10 protein-coding genes are annotated in these 23,209 nt (G+C 45.3%); 6 read left to right on the forward strand and 4 right to left on the reverse strand.

Annotated features, from left to right (window positions below):
• The first annotated feature begins 73 nt into the window (after positions 1-73).
• The 5 genes from DFP80_RS01555 to DFP80_RS01575 are packed head-to-tail and all read left to right on the forward strand — an operon-like array spanning position 74 to position 17,267.
• Positions 74-12,409, forward strand: a complete 12,336-nt coding sequence (locus DFP80_RS01555) for a cadherin domain-containing protein (protein ID WP_113915053.1) — start codon at positions 74-76, stop codon at positions 12,407-12,409.
• Positions 12,410-12,412: 3 nt separating this feature from the next.
• The gene (locus DFP80_RS01560; RefSeq protein WP_113915054.1) at positions 12,413-13,753 is read left to right on the forward strand and encodes an efflux RND transporter periplasmic adaptor subunit; all 1,341 of its coding nucleotides are present in this window, start codon (positions 12,413-12,415) and stop codon (positions 13,751-13,753) included.
• Positions 13,754-15,865, forward strand: coding sequence for a site-2 protease family protein (locus DFP80_RS01565; RefSeq protein WP_113915055.1), 2,112 nt, complete (start codon positions 13,754-13,756; stop codon positions 15,863-15,865).
• A 45-nt stretch (positions 15,866-15,910) separates the two neighbouring features.
• A complete protein-coding gene (locus tag DFP80_RS01570; protein WP_113915056.1) occupies positions 15,911-16,723 on the forward strand; it encodes a hypothetical protein in 813 nt (270 codons plus the stop codon).
• A 40-nt stretch (positions 16,724-16,763) separates the two neighbouring features.
• Positions 16,764-17,267, forward strand: coding sequence for a hypothetical protein (locus DFP80_RS01575; protein ID WP_113915057.1), 504 nt, complete (start codon positions 16,764-16,766; stop codon positions 17,265-17,267).
• Between the two features lie 12 nt (positions 17,268-17,279).
• Here the strand turns inward: DFP80_RS01575 and DFP80_RS20615 are convergent, their stop codons facing one another.
• The 4 genes from DFP80_RS20615 to dbpA form a co-directional block, all read right to left on the reverse strand.
• Positions 17,280-17,441: a hypothetical protein gene (locus DFP80_RS20615; protein ID WP_158601377.1), complete on the reverse strand. Its 162-nt coding sequence runs from the start codon at positions 17,439-17,441 to the stop codon at positions 17,280-17,282.
• Between the two features lie 122 nt (positions 17,442-17,563).
• Positions 17,564-18,865, reverse strand: a complete 1,302-nt coding sequence (gene guaD / locus DFP80_RS01580) for a guanine deaminase (protein WP_113915058.1) — start codon at positions 18,863-18,865, stop codon at positions 17,564-17,566.
• An 80-nt stretch (positions 18,866-18,945) separates the two neighbouring features.
• Entirely contained in the window at positions 18,946-19,308 is a 363-nt protein-coding gene (locus DFP80_RS01585; protein WP_113915059.1) for a VanZ family protein, read from the reverse strand.
• Complete coding sequence (gene dbpA, locus DFP80_RS01590; protein WP_113915060.1) at positions 19,305-20,687, reverse strand: ATP-dependent RNA helicase DbpA; 1,383 nt, start codon at positions 20,685-20,687, stop codon at positions 19,305-19,307. The genes DFP80_RS01585 and dbpA overlap by 4 nt, the downstream gene beginning before the upstream one ends.
• 176 nt (positions 20,688-20,863) lie before the next feature.
• On the opposite strand from dbpA, the gene DFP80_RS01595 reads away from it, so the two are divergent.
• Positions 20,864-23,206, forward strand: coding sequence for a bifunctional diguanylate cyclase/phosphodiesterase (locus DFP80_RS01595; RefSeq protein ID WP_113915061.1), 2,343 nt, complete (start codon positions 20,864-20,866; stop codon positions 23,204-23,206).
• The last annotated feature ends 3 nt before the right edge of the window (positions 23,207-23,209 follow it).

Consider the following 23,209-nt stretch of genomic DNA (forward strand, 5'->3'; position numbering starts at 1 on the left):
TGAAAAATAGATTGGATGAATTTTAGTGACAAATAATAAGTTACTAAAAATATACCCCTAAGAGGTGGCGATTATGAAAAAGCAGTATTCCAACAAATCAACTAAAAAAACAACCAGCAGTTCGCCAGTAAATAAAAAGCAAGCGCGTAAAGCGCTTATTACGGCTCTGGAGCCGCGGTTATTGTTGGATGGTGCTGCAGTAGCCACCGCTGTGGATGTATTAACCGATTCACAGCTTCATGATGCTTTTCAAATGGACGTGAATCAGCAAGATTCTGATACCTCTTTCGTTATAGCTCCAACCGAAGTACGGGCTGTAGATCCATCACAAAACAATGGCAAAAAAGAAGTTATCTTCATTGAAGACAACGTCAGTGACTATCAAACCCTAATCGACGCGGCCAATACTGGCATAGAAATCGTTATACTAGATTCGACACAAGACGGCCTCGCACAAATGGCATTGTGGGCTGAAACGCATACTGATTTTGATGCTATTCATCTTATTTCTCATGGTGCTGAAGGTTCACTAAATTTAGGTGGCTTGCACTTAGATAGTACCGCCATATCAGGTCGCAGTGCTGATTTAGCCAAACTGGGATCGGCATTGAATAAAGAAGGCGATTTATTACTTTACGGCTGTGAAGTGGCCAGCGGTGAAGGACAAGACTTTATTGTCGCCTTAGCCAAAGCCACTCAAGCTGACGTAGCGGCTTCAGACGATCTGACCGGCTCGGCTGAACTTGGGGGGGATTGGGAGCTGGAAGTCAAAGAAGGTGCTATTGAATCTTCTTCTTTGAGTATTTATGAGTTTAATAAAATATTGCCAACCATCACATTTGATACAGTCACTCAAAATGGCAATTATGCAGTAAATGTTAGTGAGCAAGGAGTTGAGGTCTCAGTTACCACTGAAAATGCAAATAATATATTTGCTCAAGCGAATGCTTCAGTAGGTGGAGCAAGTGGTAACCTTATAGGTGATACTCAAGGGGATGGCTTAACTAAGGTTATTTTTACCTTTGATACAACGGTTGATATCACTTCAATTCAATATATTGAAACTAGTAACTTTTCTTCTGGTACTTATGTATTTACCAATACGACGTCAGGTAGCAGTGAGAGTGTGGCGATTAACGCGTCAGATTCAACTGATATCAATGGAATTCATGGGCAGCTGGCGACGTTAAATTTGACAAATGTGGATACAATGGAGGTGACTTACAGTGGCGGTGTGTTTGCTCCTGCGTTTGATAATTTAATTTTCACGCCTTCTGTTTCCAATACAACACCAACGTTAAGTGGCACACCAACAGACATCACGGTAACCGAAGACACGGCTTCTAATGTAGATTTATCCGCAGTGACGTTTGCTGACAGTGATGGCGATAGCCTAACGGCAACGCTGACAGCCTCGGCGGGTACTTTAGCGGCCAGCAGCGGTGGCAGCGTGACAGTGAGTGGTTCCGGCACAGGCACACTGACTTTGTCTGGTACAGCCGCCAACATTAATACCTATTTAGATACAGCTTCTAATGTTCAGTACACGGGTGCGAGCAACGCCAGTGGTGGTGATGCAGCGACGCTGAGTATAAAAGCGAATGATGGCACAACGGATTCCAGTGTAGCCACTGTTAACATTGACATTACAGCAGTCAATGATATCCCAGTCATTAATAATCTTAGCGATGGAACTCCTAGTACGACACTGAATATTTCTGAATACATTGATGTGCAAGGCGACATTGCTGGTGTAGTTGATGTGGACGGTGGCGATTTTAATGGCGGCTACCTGTTGATTGAACAGACCTCAGGTACAGCCAATGGCTCTTTTTTAAGCGACCTAGATGATATTACTTTTAAGTTTGGTACAACTGAATCGAGTGCTAATGGCACGCCTTCTGGGGGCGACACTGTTTGGTATTCCGATGGTGGCCCTTTCGTCGCCATGGGTACAGTCGATAATAGCTTAACGGGTCAGAATGGTGCTAATTTACGTATTGACCTAAATACAAGTAATGCAAAACCAAATAGCGTAGGAGATTTCTTAGGCTATATAAAATATAGTGCTTCTACCGAAGGTGATCGTTCATTTTCAGTGACAGTGAATGATGGTGATGGCGGTACCTCTACGGCAGCCAGCTTTACGATGCAAGTGATCGATAATATCGCGCCAACTGTAGTCAGTATAGATCGCCAAACACCAAGTAATGAAATTACCAATGCTGACAGTTTAGTGTGGCGAGTGACGTTCAGCGAAGCCGTTGCTAATATTGACAGTGCTGACTTTGCGGTATCCGGTACAACTGGCACGGTAACCAATGTGACGTCAGCAGGTGGAAATGCTTATGATGTCACTGTTTCCGGCGGCAACCTTGTTTCTTACAATGGAAATGTCACTCTTAGCTTTGCAGGGGGGCAAAACATTACCGACAGTGCTAATACGCCCAACGCCCTGACCACGACAACACCAACTGGCACTAATAACGCCAACTACACATTAGACAATACGGTATCAGCCCCAACGATTGACTTGTCGAGTGGCTCCGATTCTGGCTCGTCGAATAGTGACAACATCACTAGCGACACCACACCTACGGTGACAGGAACCGCTGAAGCTGGTGCGACCGTGGCTCTTTATGATACTGACGGAACCACATCACTTGGTTTAGCAACGGCGGATGGTTCAGGCAATTGGAGCATTACCAGCTCAGCGCTTTCTACTGGTAGTCATACCTTAACGACAAAAGCCACCGATGCAGCCGGCAATGTCAGTGTGGCATCCTCTGGCTTAACCATTACTGTCGATGATACCGCTCCGACTTTGTCTTCTAGTAACCCAGCCGATGAGGCTGTTTCAGTTGCCCCTAGCGGTGACATTACTCTGACGTTTAGTGAAGACATTGCCAAAGGTTATGATGAGATTACCCTAATCAATATCACGACCGGCGCTACGGTAGATACCTTCGACGTATTGAACGGCGGTAATTTAACGTATTCTGGCAATACAGTTACCTTGAATCCAACTTCTGATCTAGACGAAGCCACTACTTACGCGATTCGTATAGATGGTAACGCCGTACGCGATACGGCAGGGAATACCTACGCAGGCATCAGTGATAACACGACGTTGAACTTTACGACTGGCGTGACGGATTCTGCTGCGCCGACCTTCTTGTCGATTCAGCGTGCCGATAACAATACCATTACAGGGTCGACTACAAGCTTTACGTTAGCATTCAATGAAGCTGTGAATGTGGAGGCGGGAGACTTTGAACTGAATACCGGCGGTTCGGTAGCAGGCACAATTGGCACAATTACAGGCTCAGGCACTAATACGATTACCGTGAATGTCACGGGGATTTCAGGCATTGGCACGCTTGGATTAAACCTTAAATCTGGGCATGCTGTGACCGATCTGGCAGGCAATGCCTTAGCGACAGCAGAACCTTCGGACGATGAAGTCTACACCGTTGATACCGTCGCGCCGACGTTAATCTCGATTAACTGTGTTGACAGCGAGACGACCAATGCCGACTCCGTGCAGTTTATGGCGGTGTTTAGCGAAAATGTCACCGGATTAAGTGCAGATGATTTTGAATTAACCGGCACAGTCACATCGGGGGCCAGCATTAGCACCGTAACCGGTACAGGGAATGGCTACGTTATCACTGTGTCTGGTGTCAGTGGTGATGGTGCCTTGGGTGTGAAACTTAAATCCGCAGCCACTATGACTGATAGCGCTGGTAACGCCTTAACGGCAACCACGGCCAGTGCGGTGACTGAGCGGTACACGATTGATAATACCGCGCCAATCGCTACGGCGATTATCACTACGAATACTGCATTAAGCACAGCGGATACGGTGACCTTTGATGTCACCTTTGATGAAGCGGTAGCGAACGTCTCCGCCGATGATTTTGAGATTTCAGGCGATGTCACTGGCACTATTACAGGCATTACGGGTTCTGGCTCATCTTATACTGTGACTGTAGACTCTATTAGCGGCGATGGTGCGCTGGGATTGAACTTCAAATCTGGTCAGAATATTACCGATGCCGCTGGTAATGCTTTAGCAGGGACAGAGCCGACAACGGACGAATCTTATACTATCGACAATACCTTGCCGACTGTAACGTCTATCAGTCGTGGCATGGTGAATCAGGTTGAAGCAAATACCGCCACCGATGTCGTTTTCACTGTTGTTATGAGTGAAACCGTTACTGGAATTGAAACCAGTGATTTTGCCGTCACGGGCAATGCTACTAATACGGGCGTCAGTAGCGTTTCCAGCAGCGATGGTAAAGTTTTCAAAGTAACGGTGGCAGGTGTCAATGGCACCATTGGTCAGACCCTTGGCTTGAGTTTTACGGGGTCTGCTGACGATGTGCTTAGTCAGGCGTCCACGGCCCAATTTACCTCAGGTGATAGCTACACCATAGCGGGCACCTTGCTTAATGAAGGCGCAATGACACAGGCGCAGCTCGATGCGCTTGTTGATTTAAACCGCGAAGGTACCTTGCTGGAACAATCGGTTGATGGCGCGAAAGAAGTTGTCATTGTTGATTCGCGTGTTCCGGGTTTAGTTGACTTGACCAAAGAATCCAACCCGAATGCGGATGTCTGGTTGCTCGATGGCTCTCGCTCAGCGACTGAACAGATTACCGAAATTTTATCTAACTACAGCGATTTAGATGCCTTACACATCCTGTCTCACGGCGGTGTAGGCGAAATCTACCTCGGCGCAGAAACCATCAGTGGATCTTCTATTACTGAAAACAGTGATGTGTATGCAGCATGGGGTAATGCTCTAAGCGACAGTGGTGACATCCTACTTTACGGCTGCAACGTCGCCCAAGGCGATACTGGCATAGGCTTCATCAACCAACTTGCCCAAGTCACCGGCGCGGATATTGCTGCATCCGATGATTTAACGGGCTCGGCTGTGCTGGGTGGCGATTGGGTGTTGGAGCGATCAAGTGGTGAGATAACTAATGATACCTTATCTATAGCTGGAGCAGAGCTAGTATTGGCAAATCAGACTATGACGTTTAGCTCTGGCGCTAGTCATGCAGGGTTCACTTTCTCTGGTCTTAGTGGCGGGACCGGTGAGATTTGGTTGCCAAACATGAACACTACCCCAGGCCGCATAACTGTTGACTCAGGAACCTTTTCATTAGTGAGCTTTCAGACAGCTCAGTGGCAGGGGGCTGAGAACTATATCGTAAGCTCAAATTTAGGCCAAAGTCAAAATTACTCAGGTTCAGGTACGGTAACTTTAAATTGGTCAGGGATAAGTTGGATAGAGTTTCGTTCGGCGTCTAACGGAGGAGACGCCGATAGTATAAAAAACCTAGTTTTCAATGTGCCTGCTGCAGACACTACGGCGCCAACATTCGATAGCACTCCTGCGGCCAGTAATATCGCGGATACCACGCTGGATCTCGCCACAGACATTAATGAAGCGGGTAAGGTGTATTATGTAGTTGTTGCAGATGGCGCTCAGGCACCAACTGCAGCACAAGTGAAAGCGGGTGTTTCTTACGGTGATAATAATGGGCGTGGGGCAACGGTGGTTACGTCAGGTAATGCTACGGTCTCTAGCGGTGATTTCTCTAATACCTTTAATGTCACAGGCTTAACGGCTAGCACCTCGTACGACATTTACGTGGTAGCGGAAGACGATGAAGGAACGCCAAATCTGCAATCAAGCGTGACCAAGGTGGATGCGACGACCATTGCTCCAGCAAACCAAGCGCCAATCATTTCCGATGCTGTGGCCAACCAAACTGTTGATGATAACGCAACGGTTTCTCCGTTTAATGCGATTACATTAGCAGACGTAGATGGTGACAATGTCTCTGTCACCGTGGCACTGGATACCGCTGCGAAAGGGGTATTCACTGCGGCGTCTTTGACCAGCTCAGGTTTTACCAATGCGGGTAGCGGTTCTTATACACTGTCGTCTACGTCGTTAGCGTCAGCACAGGCAGCGTTGCGCGCATTGGTGTTCGATGCGACAGATAATCGCGTGGCAGTAAACTCAACCGAAACGACTACCTTTACCATCACGGTAAACGATGGCACGGTGAACAACAGCAACAATACCACCACGGTGGTGAGTACCTCGGTTAACGATACACCGACGGATATCGCTTTGTCGGATGCGGCATACAGCCACTCCGAAGGCTCTACTAATGTGGTTGTCGGTAGCTTCTCTTCCACAGATGCGGATACGGGTGAAAGCTTCAGTTATTCGTTAGTGGCTGGCTCGAGCGATACGGATAACGCTAAGTTTAATATTAATGGTGCGGATTTGCGTGTCACTGATCGTGCGAGTGTGCCAGCAGGAACCTATAGCATCCGAGTACAGGTCAGCGACGGTGATGCGACCTATGAAAAAGCCTTCTCCATTACTGTTTCAGACGATCAAGCACCGAGTATTTCAACCATTGTTCCTAACGATAATGCGACTGGCGTTTCGGTAGCGGATTCTATTCAAATTGCTTTTGATGAAAATGTGCAATTGGGCAGCGCTGGCACGATCACTCTTTATGACATAACCGGCTCGGGTGCAAATAGTATTACCATTGATGTGAGCAGTCATAATGGTCAACTATCAATTGAAGATAATGTCATTACTATTAACCCTACTGATAATCTGAAAGCAACTAATCAATATGCAGTACAGCTAACTGCGGGAGCATTAGAAGACAGTGTCAATAACGCTAGTCTCGCCGTAAATGATACCACTAGCTACAACTTTACAACTGGAACTGTAGACACAACAGCACCCACGGTTGCCATTGTCGATGTGGAAGGCCCAACACAACCTAATGCAGGTACAGTGTCTATTAACTTTAGTGAGCAAGTGACTGGTGTAGACATCACAGATTTTGTTTTGACTAAAGATGGTAACTCAGTCGATCTTACTGGGCTGTCTGTGGTGGGTAGTGGCAGCGTTTATAGTATTGATTTATCGAGTGTGACAACCGCTGGTGGAACTTATGTCCTAACATTGGCGACGTCCAATATTACCGACAGTTCAGGTAATGCTTTGGCTACTGGCGACAGTGATACTTTTGTTATTGATACAACCGCACCAACGGGCGTTGCCATTGTTCGTGCTGGAGCTGAAACCACCAATGGTAATGCAGCCACTTTTACTGCTGTATTTAGCGAAGCGGTGAGCGGTGTTGATGCCACGGACTTCACTTTGACGGGGACAGCAACCGGTGGCACGATCAGCTCCGTCACTCAAGTATCGGATTCGGTTTACACCGTCTCTGTCACTGGATTAAGTGGTGATGGCACTGTGGGTGTGGATTTAAACAGCACAGATACAGGAATTACCGATACCGCTAGCAATGCCATTAGTGGCGGTAAAGTGGGACAACAGATTACTCGTGATACGGCGGGGCCATCTGTGTTATCTGTCAACCGTGATGGCGCAGAAGTCACCACGGCAGACACGACAACCTTTACGGTTAACTTTAGCGAAGCTGTTTCTGGTGTTGATGTCAGCGACTTTAGTTTATTTGGTGGCGCGTCGGGCACTGTGGCTTCCATATCCGGTTCTGGTGCGACTTACCAGGTGACTGTGAACAATATCAGCGGCGATGGTAGTCTTCGTCTTGATCTTAATTCTTCAGGAACTGGCATTGCTGATCTAACCGCAAACGCCATTGCTAGTGGTTTCACTGGTGGTGATAGTGTGACCATTGATAATACGGCACCCACCATTACGGCGTCTCAAAGCGTTAATCTTGATGAAGGTATGGTAACGGGTACCGTCATCGGTCAAGTTAAAGCCTCCGATAGCAATGGTGTGAGCCAGTTTGCCATTCAGTCGGGTAACGATGCAGGGTACTTCGCTATTGATAACAACGGCGTATTGACCTTGACCAGTGCGGGGGCAGCGGCTATCGACTATGAAACAGCCACTTCCTACACATTAAATATCGTCGCTACAGATATTGTCGGTCAAGCATCCAGTGCAGTAGGTGTAACGATTGCTGTGCAAGATATTAACGATAATGCGCCAGTCATTAGCTCTTCATCTACAGCAAGCGTAGCTGAAAATACTGCCATAAGTGCTGTGGTTTATGATGCAAATGCCACTGATGCAGATAGTTCTACAACCTTTAATACACTAACTTATTCTTTAAAAGCAACCGCTGATCATAGCGCTTTCACCATTGATGCATCTACGGGTGAAGTGACGCTAAAAGCAGCGGCAGATTACGAAACCAAATCAGCTTATGACTTCACCGTCATTGCCAGCGATGGTATGCGTAGCACTGAAAAAGACGTGACTTTGTCGATTACAGACATCAACGACAACACACCAGTGATGACCTCTGGCGCAACGGGCAGCGTAGATGAAAATGCCGATACCTCGACCGTGATTTACACGGCAACCGGTACGGATGCGGATGGTACCGCGACCAACAATACCTTGGTGTATAGTCTAACTGGCACCGATGCAGCGTTGTTAGACATCAACGCCAGCACTGGTGTGGTGACCCTCAAAGCGTCTGCGGATTATGAAACCAAAGCCAGCTACCGCTTCAACGTGGTGGCCACCGATAATGGAGCCGGTAACTATAATTCGGGTAGCTTAAGTAGCACACAAGCGGTCACGGTGAGTGTTAACGATTTGAACGACAACACACCAGTGATGACGTCAGCTGCGACGGGCAGCGTAGATGAAAATGCCGACACCAGTACGGTGATTTACACGGCAACTGGTACGGATGCGGATGGTACCGCGACCAACAATACCTTGGTGTATAGTCTAACTGGCACCGATGCGGCGTTGTTAGACATCAACGCCAGCACTGGTGTGGTGACCCTCAAAGCGTCTGCGGATTATGAAACCAAAGCCAGCTACCGCTTCAACGTTGTGGCGACAGATAACGGCGCGGGTAATTTCAACTCAGGTAGTTTAAGTACCACACAAGCGGTCACGGTGAGCGTTAACGACCTGAACGACAACACACCTGCGATCACCTCCGGTGCGACGGGCAATGTCGATGAAAATGCGGATACATCAACGGTCATCTATACCGCCACAGGCACCGATGCTGACGGCACGGCAGCGAACAACACCTTGCGTTACAGCCTAACGGGTGATGATGCGGCGTTGTTAGACATCAACGCCAGCACTGGTGTGGTGACCCTCAAAGCGTCTGCGGATTATGAAACCAAGGCCAGCTACCGCTTCAACGTGGTGGCCACCGATAATGGAGCCGGTAACTATAATTCGGGTAGCTTAAGTAGCACACAAGCGGTCACGGTGAGTGTTAACGATCTGAACGACAACACACCAGTGATGACGTCAGGTGCGACGGGCAGCGTAGATGAAAATGCCGACACCAGTACGGTGATTTACACGGCAACTGGTACGGATGCGGATGGTACCGCGACCAACAATACCTTGGTGTATAGTCTAACCGGAACCGATGCGGCGTTGTTAGACATCAACGCCAGCACCGGTGTGGTGACCCTCAAAGCCTCTGCGGATTATGAAACCAAAACCAGCTACCGCTTCAACGTGGTGGCGACAGATAACGGCGCGGGTAACGTCAATTCGGGTAGTTTGAGTACCACGCAAGCGGTGATTGTTAGCGTTAATGACCTTAATGACAACACACCAGTGATTACGTCAGGTGCGACGGGCAGCGTGGATGAAAATGCCGACACCTCGACCGTGGTTTACACGGCAACCGGTACGGATGCGGATGGTACCGCGACCAACAATACCTTGGTGTATAGTCTAACTGGCACCGATGCGGCGTTGTTAGACATCAACGCCAGCACTGGTGTGGTGACCCTCAAAGCCTCTGCGGATTATGAAACCAAAACCAGCTACCGCTTTAATGTGGTGGCCACCGATAACGGTGCCGGTAACTATAATTCGGGTAGCTTAAGTACCACACAAGCGGTCACGGTGAGCGTTAACGACCTGAACGACAACACACCAATGATGACCTCTGGCGCAACGGGCAGCGTAGATGAAAATGCCGACATCAGTACGGTGATTTACACGGCAACTGGTACGGATGCCGATGGCACGGCAGTGAACAACACCTTGCGTTACAGCCTAACGGGTGATGATGCGGCGTTGTTAGACATCAACGCCACCACCGGTGTGGTGACCCTCAAAGCGTCTGCGGATTATGAAACCAAAGCCAGCTACCGCTTCAACGTTGTGGCGACAGATAACGGCGCGGGTAATTTCAACTCAGGTAGTTTGAGTACCACGCAAGCGGTGATCGTTAGCGTTAATGATCTTAATGACAACACACCAGTGATTACGTCAAGTGCGACGGGCAATGTCGATGAAAATGCAGATACATCAACGGTCATCTATACCGCCACAGGCACCGATGCTGACGGCACGGCAACCAACAACACCTTGCGTTACAGTCTAACGGGTGATGATGCGGCGCTATTGGATATCGACTCAATCAGCGGTGTCGTGACGTTGAAGGTCTCCGCTGATTATGAAACCAAAGACAGCTATAGCTTCAATGTGGTGGCGACAGATAACGGCGCGGGTAATTTCAACTCAGGTAGTTTGAGTACCACGCAAGCGGTGATTGTTAGCGTTAATGACCTTAATGACAACACACCAGTGATTACGTCAAGTGCGACGGGCAGCGTGGATGAAAATGCCGACACCTCGACCGTGATTTACACGGCAACCGGTACGGATGCGGATGGTACCGCGACCAACAATACCTTGGTGTATAGTCTAACCGGAACCGATGCGGCGTTGTTAGACATCAACGCCACCACCGGTGTGGTGACCCTCAAAGCGTCTGCAGATTATGAAACTAAAGCCAGCTACCGCTTCAACGTGGTGGCGACGGACAATGGCGCGGGTAATTTCAACTCGGGTAGTTTGAGTGCCACGCAAGCGGTGATCGTTAGTGTTAATGATCTTAATGACAGTGCACCGACGGTGGTTGCAGGGGCTGCGACAGAAACTCTAGTGGAAGCCGGTGGTGTAAATAATGCAGCAGCTGGTGCTAATAGTTCCTCTATTACGCTCACTAAAGGAGATGTTGATACGGTTGGTAGCGTTAGTTATGACGCTACGTATTTAATTAATAATGGCTGGACTAATTCAGAGGATGGAAAGACTTATTCAAGAATCGGCACTTATGGTACAGCGACATTAACAGTATCGACTGATGTGGTGAGCTATGTCCTGAACAACAACGATAGTGACACTCAATCTTTGGTGGTAGGGCAGTCCGTTACTGATAGTTTTATGATTCAAGTTACGGACGGTAATGCGACTCAGAGCACTAGTGCTGTATTTAATATAACTGGGGCGAATGATGCGCCGATGGTAGAGGCTACAGCGGCAGCTATGTCAGGTACCGCTGGGCTGGTGTTTACCCCAGTCACTTTACCAGCTGACTTATTTGCTGACGTTGATGACGGACAAACAGGTCAGTTGGTTTGGAGCGTGGAGAATTTACCGACAGGACTTGTGTTCGATGCAGTGACTCATACGATTTCAGGTACGCCTCAAGGCGGTTTTGAAGGTATAAATACATTGCAAATCGTAGCGACTGATCCTGATGGCGGTCAAGTTAAGACTTCTGTCACTTTGACGTTGAGACCATCTCCAGTTTCTCCACCAGTTGAAGCAAGTCCTGAGGCAACGGAACAGGTGCAACCTTTGGGTGAACAGGCCGATACCACTGAGTCAGATATTGATCTTAATGTTGAATCGCTACCTTCAGGCCTTATAGATTCAGGTGCTGGCGTCAGTGGCTTTGCTGGGGAATCGGCTGATGAAGTTCAATTGGTTGATGTTGCAGCACCTGTTGACAGTGCTGTTAGTGCCGCTCCATCCCCGGTAGCAGAAAGTAATGGTCAAGGGACTCCTAATGGTACGATAGTATCTGAATCACGAGTGTCTGTTGATGTTGGGGCTAATGGTCAGGTTCGGGTAACAGAAGGCGTTGGTCAATTATCTAATAGCACTGGTTTGACGGTTGCCAGTATGGTTAGCCGGGCTGATAGCGTGTCTATTTCCTTAGCCGATACGGGAACCTCTGCAAGCTACAGTGCTACGTTAGCGGATGGATCGAGTTTACCAACTTGGGTCAAAGTGAACCCAACCACAGGTGAAGTCTCTATGACGCCACCATCTGGGCAAGGTAAAATCACACTCAAAATTAATGCTACAGACGCAGACGGTAATATTCGTGTGTTAGAGGTTGAAGTGGACCTTAATCAGTTGCCTTCCTCTGTTGAGGAAGAGCCTGTAGAGCCAGCGGCTCAAGCTAATGGTGCTATCTTTGTACCGTTGGATGAGCAGTTAGCTGTTGCAGGTGAGCAGTTTGACGATTATGGAAATGATTTAATGAAGTTATTAGTGTCGTAATTTATGTCTACTGATCAATCTGTTGCACAACTGTTTCAAATAGAGCAGCAGGTTCGTCGTTGTGAAACCTTGACGGACCTCAGCTTTATTCTAGTGAATTTAACGCGATCTTTAGTGCCTTACCAGCAAGCCATGCTTTTGGTTGGTAATGAGTTGGAGAAATTGAAATTAAAAGCGGTGAGCGATCTTTCTCTTGTTGATCGATCCACCCCTTTTAGTGCTTGGCTTGAGCAGGTTTCTAATTTTCTAAGTGCTTCAGAGGCTGGTGATAAAGCACATACTGTAGATACGAAAAACTGGCCCGCTGAGTTGCTTAACGATCTTAGTGAGTTCTCTCCGCCTTATATGTTGTGGCTGCCTTTGTTAATTCCGGCTAAACCTACTCAACGTGTAGGTGTACTTTTATTGGCGAAATCCAAACCTTGGACGGAAAAAGAAATAGGGCTATTGCAACACCTTGCATCGAGTTACGCTCATGCGATGCAGATGTTTACCCATCGTTCTGGTTGGCGAACATGGTTAAATGGCTTAAATTCTAGAAAAGTGAGGCTTGGCGTCCTTGTTGCTGTTGTTTCATTGGGTTTTGTGCCTGTACGGCTGACCGTTCTGGCACCGGCAGAAATTATTGCGAAAGAATCCCTTTTGGTGACGTCTGCGATTGCTGGTGCGGTTCGTGAGGTGTTAGTGAAGCCTGGTGATCAAGTAGCCATTGATCAGCCTCTCGTTCAAATGGATAGGACTGAATTTCAAGGTGCTTTTGATGTTGCTCAGAGAGAGCTAGAAAGAACACAGGCGGAATTAAGAACCGCTGAACAGGCTGGTTATGTGGACCGTAGAAAAAAATCAGAGTTGGCTGAGCTGGAATCTCAAGTCGAATTGAAGACCATTGAACGAGATTATTTGAAAACTAAACTGTCTCGCACTCAAATTCTTGCGAACAAGTCGGGTATTGCGATACTGGATGACCCTGAAAAATGGAAGGGGCGTCCGGTTGTCGTGGGAGAGCGTATTTTATCCATAGCAGACCCATCGAAAGTGCAGTTGCAAATAATGCTCCCTGTTGCCGATGCTATTTCTTTAACGAATGGTAATGATGTCACTGTCTATCTAGATACTGACCCTTTAAACCCTATTGCCTTTAGTCTGGATTATTCTTCTTTTGAGCCGAGTTTAACGCCTGATCAAGTGATTGCGTATCGAATTATCGCCGATATACAACAAGATGTTTTACCTCCTCGTATTGGCTTGCGTGGTACGGCAAAACTGTATGGTGAAAAAGTTTCTTTGGCTTATTATTTATTGCGTCGCCCCATTACTTTCGTTCGTCAGCATTTAGGTATTTAAATGCCTGTTGATATGGATGCAACACTGCCAAAATTACGTCAGAACTTGTCTCTGTTAGTGGCGCCACCAGATGAAGATGGAGAGCCTCGTTGGCAAATTTTTGATCCAGTCAGTAATAGGTTTTTTTACTTATCTCGTACCGCTTTTTATTTATTTCGAGAATGGCGTCATGCAAGCAATGCTGTTGAATTGCTTGCTAGAGTTGAGCGGCGAGGTATTGAGGTTGAGGACGCTGAACTAGAGTATTTTTTGCGTTTCTTGGAAGGGAATCATCTGTTAGAAGCTCAATCTGAAAAGGATGTGGCTCGTCTTAGCGGTGAGGCTACTAAACAAAAAAAACATGTTTTGCTTTGGCTCTTACATAACTATTTATTCATCAAAATCCCTCTCATTCGCCCCGATTTACTATTGACGCGTTTTTACCCTTTTATAAAACAGTTATTCAGGCTGCGTTTAGATAGAGTTGCGCTTGCGTTAGGCGGTATAGGCTTAGTTGTGGTATTAAAGCAGTGGGACACCTTTACCCATACATTTCAAAACTTGTTTAGCATGTCGGCTATTTTTTATTACATTGCGGCATTGGTTTTTGTAAAAACAGCCCATGAATTGGGTCATGCTTTCGTTGCCAAACGCTATGGTTGTCGGGTGAGCTCAATGGGCGTTGCTTTCTTACTGATGACACCGATTCTTTATACAGATACGACGGATGCTTGGCGATTAAGGTCGCGGTTTCAGCGTTTGAGTATAGTGATGGCGGGGGTGAAAGTTGAAATTTATATTGCCTGTGTCGCTACTTTTTTATGGGGAATTGTTCCTGATGGCGGTTTTAGAAGTGTGCTATTTTTTATCGCGACGACTAGTTGGATATCGTCGTTGTTAATCAATACGAGTCCATTTATGCGGTTTGATGGTTATTATGCATTATCCGATTTTTTAGGTATGGAGAATTTACAGCCGCGGTCTTTCTTAGTGGGTAAATGGTTTTTGCGCGAGCGCTTATTTGGTTTTGGTTTTTTACCTCCTGAACCGCTTAATAGCAAAAAGTGCTTGCTGATGGTTGCTTATGCTTGGAGTACTTGGGTTTATCGGTTTTTTTTATTTTTGGGTATTGCTGCCTTAGTGTATTACTTTGCATTCAAGGTATTAGGTATCGTACTTTTTTTGGTGGAAATTATTTGGTTTGTACTACTTCCTATTATTAAAGAAATGAAGGTTTGGGTGAGTTTGAGAGATAAAATGTCGTTAAACCGCGCTAGTGTGATGACTTTATTGTTGTTTGTATTGGTTTTAGTTGGGTTGGTTATGCCATGGAGGAGTCAAATTAGTGCGCCTGCAGTCGCTACTTTTGAGCGTCATCAGACTTTTTACCCTAGCGAATCGAGTCTAGTTGTGTCTTGGCAAGTGACTCCGAATGAAAAGGTTAAGCAAGGGCAATTGTTGATTTTATTAGAATCTCCCGATGTGGAGCAGCAAATTCGATTAACGCAGATTAAGCTTGATGCGTTGCAGACTCGTTGGCATAGAGCAAGCTCAGGGGCTGTTGAATTAGACGCCGCATTTACGTTACAAACTCAATTGTCACGAGAACAATCTCGCCTTCAATCTTTACTTGAGCGCCGAGAGAAATTGGCGATTAAAGCGCCTTATGATGGTTATATTGGCGAATGGTTACCTTTATCAGAAGGTGATTTTGTCAATGGGAAATCGCCTTTAGCGACCTTGTATGATGATGAAAGTTTGATGGTCAAAGCCTATGTTGAAGGGCGTGTCGTGCCGCAATTGAAGGAGGGTAGTAAGGTAGATTTTATTGGTGATGATGGCGAAACCTTATCTGCTCAACTGGTCGTAGATAAGATATTACCTACGGCCATTAAAAGCCTCAGTTACCCAGGTCTTGGTTCTACGTATGGAGGTGCTATCGCGACCCAAAAATTAGAAGATCAGCTAATTCCTGAAGAGGCGACTTATGAAGTGCAACTGAAATTAATTGGTGAAACACCCTTGATGCGACAGCAATTTGGTAAGGTCAATTTAGCAATTGAGCCTCATAGTTTATTGGTAGAGGGTTTACGTCGTATTTACGGCGTGTTCATTAGGGAATCAGGCTTTTAGTTGTAAGCGAGAGGTTCTTTTAACGTATTTAGCAATGGCAGTTTCATGACCCAATTTAATAATGTTAAGACAGAATGGTCATCCGAACAGGTTGGTGTAATAATAAAAAGTTTAGCGAACTTACGCTTATTAGCTGACTTAGAATTAGTACCTCGTTACCCGTATTTTGGTGATAAAACTTATCCCTTAGGGCGCTGTAAAGAAATTCGTGATGCCGTATTTATTTTGCTTCAGGAAAAGCTCCCACAATCGACAGATCCAGGTCTTGTGTTAATACGCGATATGTTATCTAAAGGTGCTGTGCTTAACAAAGTTTGGGGCTCTCTACGTGATGAATACTTTCAGAATGCCATGATATTAGGAGATTGGTATCTTGATGTTTCTAACGATACGGTAAACCCGAACAAGCCAAGAGTCGAAGTTCTTCCTCTCACCGATTCACAGTTTTACCATATCTCAAGCTTCGAGCAATTTGTCAAAATAGCTCGAAGCTATTGGAAGGTTGAAGTATATAGAAATGACATCTGTCCAGCTCTAGCGCCGTTTATGCCGTTGATTTACCTGAATGAGGATGGTACCAGTTGGATAGGGGAGGCCAATGATGATATGTTGTCTATGGTGATGAAAAGCCAGTTTTGTTCAGCAGAAAGTATTTTGTCTTGTCTTTCCACTCCTCCTGAAGCGATAGTGAATAAATGGAAAGGCGCCTTGTCACAGTTGAATCACAATAACTTTATACATTCACAAGGTGATCCACTGGAATTTTGTAAAGAATACCGAGTAAAACAATACCACCTTGATTCTGTGTTTCGTGATCGTATTGTAATGGCTTTTTTGGCATTGCCTAGAGGGCTTTAGTTTTTAGAAAAAGCTATTTTTGCAGCTTGGAGTACGGGCCATGCATAACAGTGAGAAAGAGAAAGTAGAGCTTGAACATCAGGCTGCTAAGCTTTTTATGCGTTGTTATGAGCGTAATACAGGTAAGCATATTCGTCATATTTGGCATAATGATCCGATTCGTCCAGATGTGTCTTGTATGTTGGAAGGCGAGCGCCTTGATTTGGAAATAGCCCATCTTTATGGTTCGGAAGAAGAGGCCATGGCGATTTTAGGCAGAGATCTTACCGATAAAACGCGTGTCACATTACAAGCGTTAAATACCGAGCCCGCTAGCGAGCGTTTATTAAGGTCTTTGAATAAGATTTTAGGAAATAAGTCTGGTAAGCAATACGATTCAAAAAGAGTTTGGTTGGTTATTCGAAATACGCATCCAGCGTGGAGTCAAGCTGATATAAAAGCCCTTGAGCATCTTATTACGATTCCTGCTCCGCACGCGTTTGAGAAAGTGTGGATCCTTGGTGATATGGAAGGTAAAAGTGGTATAGTCCGCCTTTATCCCTAATTCTAAAGAGCACTAATTCCTTTTCTGCTTTTCCTCTAAGCGTTTTTTCGCTAATTCATTGATTCGTGTTTGCTCTGCTTTGTATTTTTTTAGAATAATAAGACCAACAATTAACGCAGCGCAGAAAAATATAATGGCGAAGGCGCCAAGTGCGACAGTAGCAAGAGAATGCATAATGTTTGTGCTCAGTATTTGTGCTAAATGGAACAAAATTGCGGTGATTATATAAAAAAATGGCCACTTTTACAGGTAAGTAACGTGGCCATTTTTTTATTGTTGATGTACTCGCATTAGGCTTAACGTTGATGAACGCATTTACCTGCGGAGTAAGTCGCTTGAATTGCTCGATCGTCGCCAATGGTCATGAAAACGAATAAGCTTTCTTCGATATTCTTCGATAGTGCTAGGCGCGACTCCAGTAATGGCGTGCCTTTTTTGTCGAGAATGATAAAGTCCGCTTCGCTGCCTACGGCTAGGTTACCAATTTTATCTTCTAGGCGAAGTGCTCTAGCACCACCTAGGGTAGATAAGTACAAAGATTTGATAGGGCTAAGGTTCTCGTTCTGTAGCTGAATAACTTTGTAGGCTTCGTTCATGGTTTGCAGCATGGAGAAACTCGTTCCACCACCGACGTCGGTACCAAGGCCGACATTGACTTTATGTTCTTCTGCTTTGTTTAATTTAAATAAGCCACTACCAATAAACAAGTTAGAGGTTGGGCAGAAAGAAATAGCTGAACCTGTTTCATGTAGTTTGTGGTATTCGCTGTCACAAAGGTGAATGCCGTGAGCAAATACTGAGCGCTCACTTAGTAGTTTGTGTTGGTCGTAAACGTCTAAGTAATTGCTGCTCTTTGGAAAAAGGTCTTGTACCCATGCACACTCGTCTTTGTTTTCTGATAAGTGAGTGTGTAAATAAACATCGTCATATTCGCTTAATAGCTTACCGGCTAACTGTAACTGTTCGTCAGAGCTTGTCGGTGCAAAACGAGGTGTAATGGCATAATGTAGTCTGCCTTTGTTATGCCAAGTATCGATAAGCTCTTTGCTTTCTTGGTAGCTACTTTCTGGCGTATCGGTTAGATAATCTGGTGCGTTGCGATCCATCATTACCTTGCCACAAATCATGCGTAAGTTATGAACTTCACTGGCCTCAAAAAAAGCTTCAACAGAGACTTTATGTACCGTACCGAATACCAAGGCTGTTGTTGTTCCGTTACGTAAGAGCTCTTTCAGGAAGCGATCTGCAACATCACGAGCATGAGTTTTATCGGAAAACTTGCTTTCTTCTGGAAAAGTGTAGGTATTTAGCCAGGTTAGTAGTTGTTCCCCGTATGAGCCAATCATATCGGTTTGTGGGTAATGGATGTGTGTATCGATGAAGCCCGGTGTGATAATGCTATCAGGGTGATGTTCAATTAAGGTGTTGTCTGGCAGGGTTGGTAATAGATCGACTGCGTTGCCAAGGGCGGAGATTTTATCGTCTTGAATGACCAACAAGCCATCTTCAAAATATTCATAAGCAGCATCTATGCCGACATCTTTAGGGTCTGCAATGCAGTGAACAATGGCGGAGCGCCACGCTTTCAAATGGCTCATATGTTTCTCTTAGTTGTCTTTATGTAAGGATGATATTTGACCGAATGGTTATACTTTATCAGGTCTTTTTCGTACTTTCATTAAGCCTTATCTTTTGATTTTAAAAATAGCCCAATTAATAACCTTACTATGATGATTAGAATGACACCTAAGGCATCAGCATAGAAATCTAACCATTCCGCATAACGGTTTACATAAGGTTGAATCAACTCAATAGCGCCACCTAAAAGTATGATGAATAAGGACAGTAAGAGAAAACGTTTGATCGGACCAAAAGCGCACAGCAATGCCCAGCCAGCAAAGCCGATTACATGATGTGTTTTATCCGTACCAGGTACTGTTGGAAGGATATCGGCAGGCGTTAATGTCGCTAGGCATATGATGAGTGCGCCTAAAATGAAACCGGCAGCTTGCGCTGCCGGAGAAGTGAGCTTATTGATCATCGTAAAATGCGCGCTCGAATGTTTTTGCCTTTGATTTTTTTGTTTTCGAACTCTTTAACGACGGTTTTAGCGACTTCGTTGTCGACTGAGACGTACGCATGAAAATCAAAGATATCGATTTTGCCAACCTGTGATTTGTCCAATCCAAGGCCAGCAGTTAATGCGCCAAGGATGTCGCCTGGGCGAAGTTTATTTTTACGGCCAGCATCAAAGGAGATAGTGGTTTTTTGTGGGATCAAACGATAGTGCGGGTCGATGGGTTCCAATTCAATAAAGTTGGCAGTCATGTCAAATCGAGCTTCAATATCGCGCACTTTGTAGTCGTCTTTTGATGTGACAAGGTTAACGGCAATACCCGCTGCGCCCGCTCGGCCTGTTCGACCAATACGATGGGTGTGAACATCTGTGTCACGTGTGGTGTCATAGTTCACCACGAGGTCAATTTCTTTTACATCAATACCACGAGCGGCCACATCGGTAGCGACTAGTACGCAGCTACTTTGGTTACTGAAGCGCACGAGCACTTGATCACGTTGTCTTTGTTCTAGATCGCCGTGAATAGCTTGAGCGGCTACTTTGTGCTCGGCTAGCCAGTCAGCAACTACTTGTGACTCGGCTTTTGTATTACAGAAGACAATGGCTTGGCGCGGTTCAAATTGCTGCATTACCGCTAACAAGGTTTCGCATTTGTCTTTATTTTCGCTGCGAACAAAAAACTGTTCTATATTAGGTTTAAGGTCTTCTTGTGCTTCGACTTTGATGCTAACGGGTTTGTTCTGAAACTCTTTGCTGATTGCTTCGATTCCATCGCCATAAGTCGCAGAGAAAAGCAGCGTTTGACGATTGCTTGGTGTTAGCTCAACGACTTCGCGGATACTATCAACGAATCCCATATCCAACATGCGGTCAGCTTCGTCTAACACTAGAGTCTTTAGCGCATTAAGTTTAAGCGTGCCTTTGCGAAGGTGTTCCATTAATCGACCGGGTGTACCTACAACAATATGAGCGCCATGTTCTAAAGAACCTATTTGTGGGCCGAATGGCATGCCGCCACACAAGCTAAGTACTTTAATATTGTCTTGGTAGCGTGCAACTTTGCGAATTTCTTTGGATACTTGATCGGCGAGTTCACGAGTAGGGCACATGACGAGAGCTTGAACGCCAAAGAAACGCGGATTGATTTTTAGTAAAAGGGCAATTGAAAAGGCGAGAGTTTTACCACTACCAGTTTGTGCCTGCGCAAGAATGTCTTTGCCTTCGATCATAGATGGCAAGCTTTGCTCTTGAATAGGGGTAAAGGTTGAGAACCCCATGTCAGAAAGTAGAGCCGTTAGCTTGGTTGGAAGAAGGTTATTTAGAGCGTGTTGAAATGTGGTCACAAAATGCCTGTCTAGTTATGTAGATAATTGGCTGAGGATACCAGAAAACAACAGTAAATACTTTTCTTAACCATTTATTCCGTGTCGGATATATTGTTTTTAGGTAAAGTAAGTTGTTAGTCATGGAAAAGCGTTAAGAAAGCGCTATTTGGATTGAAACACATGATGGGTAAAGAATGATTTCTTCGAAGAAACAGATGAAGTTTAATAAAGCGCATTACCTAGTGTTTTGTTTTGTTTTTTTATGTGGCATTGGGGCGAGTGTTGCGCTTTTGTTTGAAGAACGGGCCTATGTGGATTCTAATCAAAAAGCCATGGGAGCTGATTTCACCGATAAGCTTAATGATGCACTACGTCAATATACATTAGAGCTAACTTCTGTAGCTGCTTTTATTCAATCTAATAAGGGGGAAGTGTCCGAGAGTCATTTTTCTCGGTTTGCTCAGAACCTCATGATGTCACCTGGGGTTAGTCTATTTTTTGCTCAGTATCTTCCTATAGATAAAAAACATGAGTATCAATTGCAGCAACGAGTACTTTTGAGCAATCCTAATTTCAAGATTTTTCCTGATGGCGATAGAGAAGAGTACCTTCCATTGACATTGCTTTACCCAGATAAAATACCTTATGGCTATGATATTTTATCGTCACAATACCGCGATTTAGAATCCGTTTATTTGGCACGCAGCTCCTATGCTCTAGCGGCATCGATGCCTATTGCGTTGCCATTTTCAAATGTCATGCGGAACAAACAAGCAGATACTATAATCCTTAGTGCTCCTGTTTATTTGCCTCTCGATTCGCGTGTTTATAAGTTGACGGACAGCGTTGGTTTTCACGGTATTGTTGGTGCGTATTTTAACGTAAATAGTCTGCTCAACTTTGTGGCTCCGTCTGTCAGTGGTGATCTTTTTTATCGTATAGCAGATGTTTCATCTGATGAGCCTGTTTGGCTTGTAGATTCAACAAGGGGGGCGGCTTGGGATGAGGGCAATTACGAAACACATTACCTTTCTGTGGCTAATCGGCAGTGGCGACTTGATACGCGCCATTCTGTCAGTGTGTGGAGTAGGGGGCATTGGCTACCAGCTATCCTTGCTTTTTTAGTGTTCACTGCTATCGCTTGTTTTCTTTCTTTTTATACCAGAAAGCTGTCTTTAACTTATTTCTCTGCACTTGATGCAGTAAATGAGCGGATTGAGGTGGATGAACTGACAGGGCTGTCGAGCCGTTATCATATCCAACACACATTGAATGAATTGATTGGGTGTTGCGAAAAAGATGATAAACAACTTGCTACGCTCATTTTAGACCTAGATCATTTTAAAACTATCAATGACGCATTTGGTCATGAGATCGGGGATAAATTGCTGTCCAGCGTGTCTAAACGTTTATTGTCTATTTTACCTGATGATGCTGTTATCGGCTATTTGGGAGGGGATGCTTTTTTGGTTTTGCTGATGCAGGATGACTATCAAGATCGGCCATCATTGGATATTGTTGCGACGGACCTGATTAAAAAGATCAGCCAAAGTTATTTTGTTGAGGGGCTAACGTTAAATATTGGTTGCTCTATTGGACTGGCTTTATATCCTGAATTTGGTAAAGATGCGGTTACCTTAATTAAAAATGCCGATATGGCGGTTTATCAGGCTAAAACATTAGGTCGTGCCACATATCATTTTTACGACGGTGAGATGGGACGTCGCTTTGCTCGTAATGTACGAATAGAGACAAGGTTGAGAAAGGCACTTCAAACGGAAGGTTTAGAGTTACACTTCCAGCCCAAAGTGGACCTAATAACCGAGCGATGTGTTGGGGTGGAAGCCCTGCTGCGTTGGGAAGATAAGGAGCTAGGTGCGGTTTCACCTGCAGAGTTTATTCCAATTGCAGAACAGACTGGCGTCATCTTACCTTTAGGCGATTGGGTTTTTGAGCAAGCGTTTCGTCATATTAAAGAGTGGGAAGAGCAAGGGATTACGGTTCCACCCATCGCAATTAACTGTTCGGCTGCGCAATTGAAACGGGTTGATTTTTTGCCTAATTTATTGTCACTGCTCGATAAATATAAAATTGACCCTAGTTCGTTAGAAATAGAAGTGACGGAGTCAATCTTGATCGAAGATGCGGAAAGTTGTGCCGAGCTTTTACGTCAGATTAGTCGTCTTGGAGTGAAGTTGGCGATTGACGATTTTGGCACAGGGTATTCCAGCTTAAGTTATTTAAAAGACCTGCCATTCCATTATGTCAAAATTGATCAAGTTTTTATTCGCGATATTGTTGAAGATAGAAAGCACGCAGCATTGACTCACGCTATCGTGAGCTTAGGGCATAATCTTAATCTAAAAGTGATTGCTGAGGGGATCACCAATATCGATCAGCTAATTATGTTGCAAGAGTTTGGCTGCGATATTGGACAGGGTTATCTATTCAGTAAGGCGCTTGGTGCCAACACAATGGGAAGCGATCCGATGATAGTAGCGCTGAATGAACAAGAAGGGCTGGATAAGCAAGAGTAATAA

Origin of the sequence: Marinomonas rhizomae, assembly GCF_003315485.1 — a bacterium.
Classification (GTDB): domain Bacteria; phylum Pseudomonadota; class Gammaproteobacteria; order Pseudomonadales; family Marinomonadaceae; genus Marinomonas; species Marinomonas rhizomae.

Bases quoted from the DNA above. Each gene is read 5' to 3' on its own strand.
- DFP80_RS01555 (WP_113915053.1), top strand. From the start codon at position 74: ATGAAAAAGCAGTATTCCAACAAATCAACTAAAAAAACAACCAGCAGT.
- DFP80_RS01560 (WP_113915054.1), top strand. From the start codon at position 12,413: ATGTCTACTGATCAATCTGTTGCACAACTGTTTCAAATAGAGCAGCAG.
- DFP80_RS01565 (WP_113915055.1), top strand. From the start codon at position 13,754: ATGCCTGTTGATATGGATGCAACACTGCCAAAATTACGTCAGAACTTG.
- DFP80_RS01570 (WP_113915056.1), top strand. From the start codon at position 15,911: ATGACCCAATTTAATAATGTTAAGACAGAATGGTCATCCGAACAGGTT.
- DFP80_RS01575 (WP_113915057.1), top strand. From the start codon at position 16,764: ATGCATAACAGTGAGAAAGAGAAAGTAGAGCTTGAACATCAGGCTGCT.
- DFP80_RS20615 (WP_158601377.1), bottom strand. From the start codon at position 17,441: ATGCATTCTCTTGCTACTGTCGCACTTGGCGCCTTCGCCATTATATTT.
- guaD (WP_113915058.1), bottom strand. From the start codon at position 18,865: ATGAGCCATTTGAAAGCGTGGCGCTCCGCCATTGTTCACTGCATTGCA.
- DFP80_RS01585 (WP_113915059.1), bottom strand. From the start codon at position 19,308: ATGATCAATAAGCTCACTTCTCCGGCAGCGCAAGCTGCCGGTTTCATT.
- DFP80_RS01595 (WP_113915061.1), top strand. From the start codon at position 20,864: ATGATTTCTTCGAAGAAACAGATGAAGTTTAATAAAGCGCATTACCTA.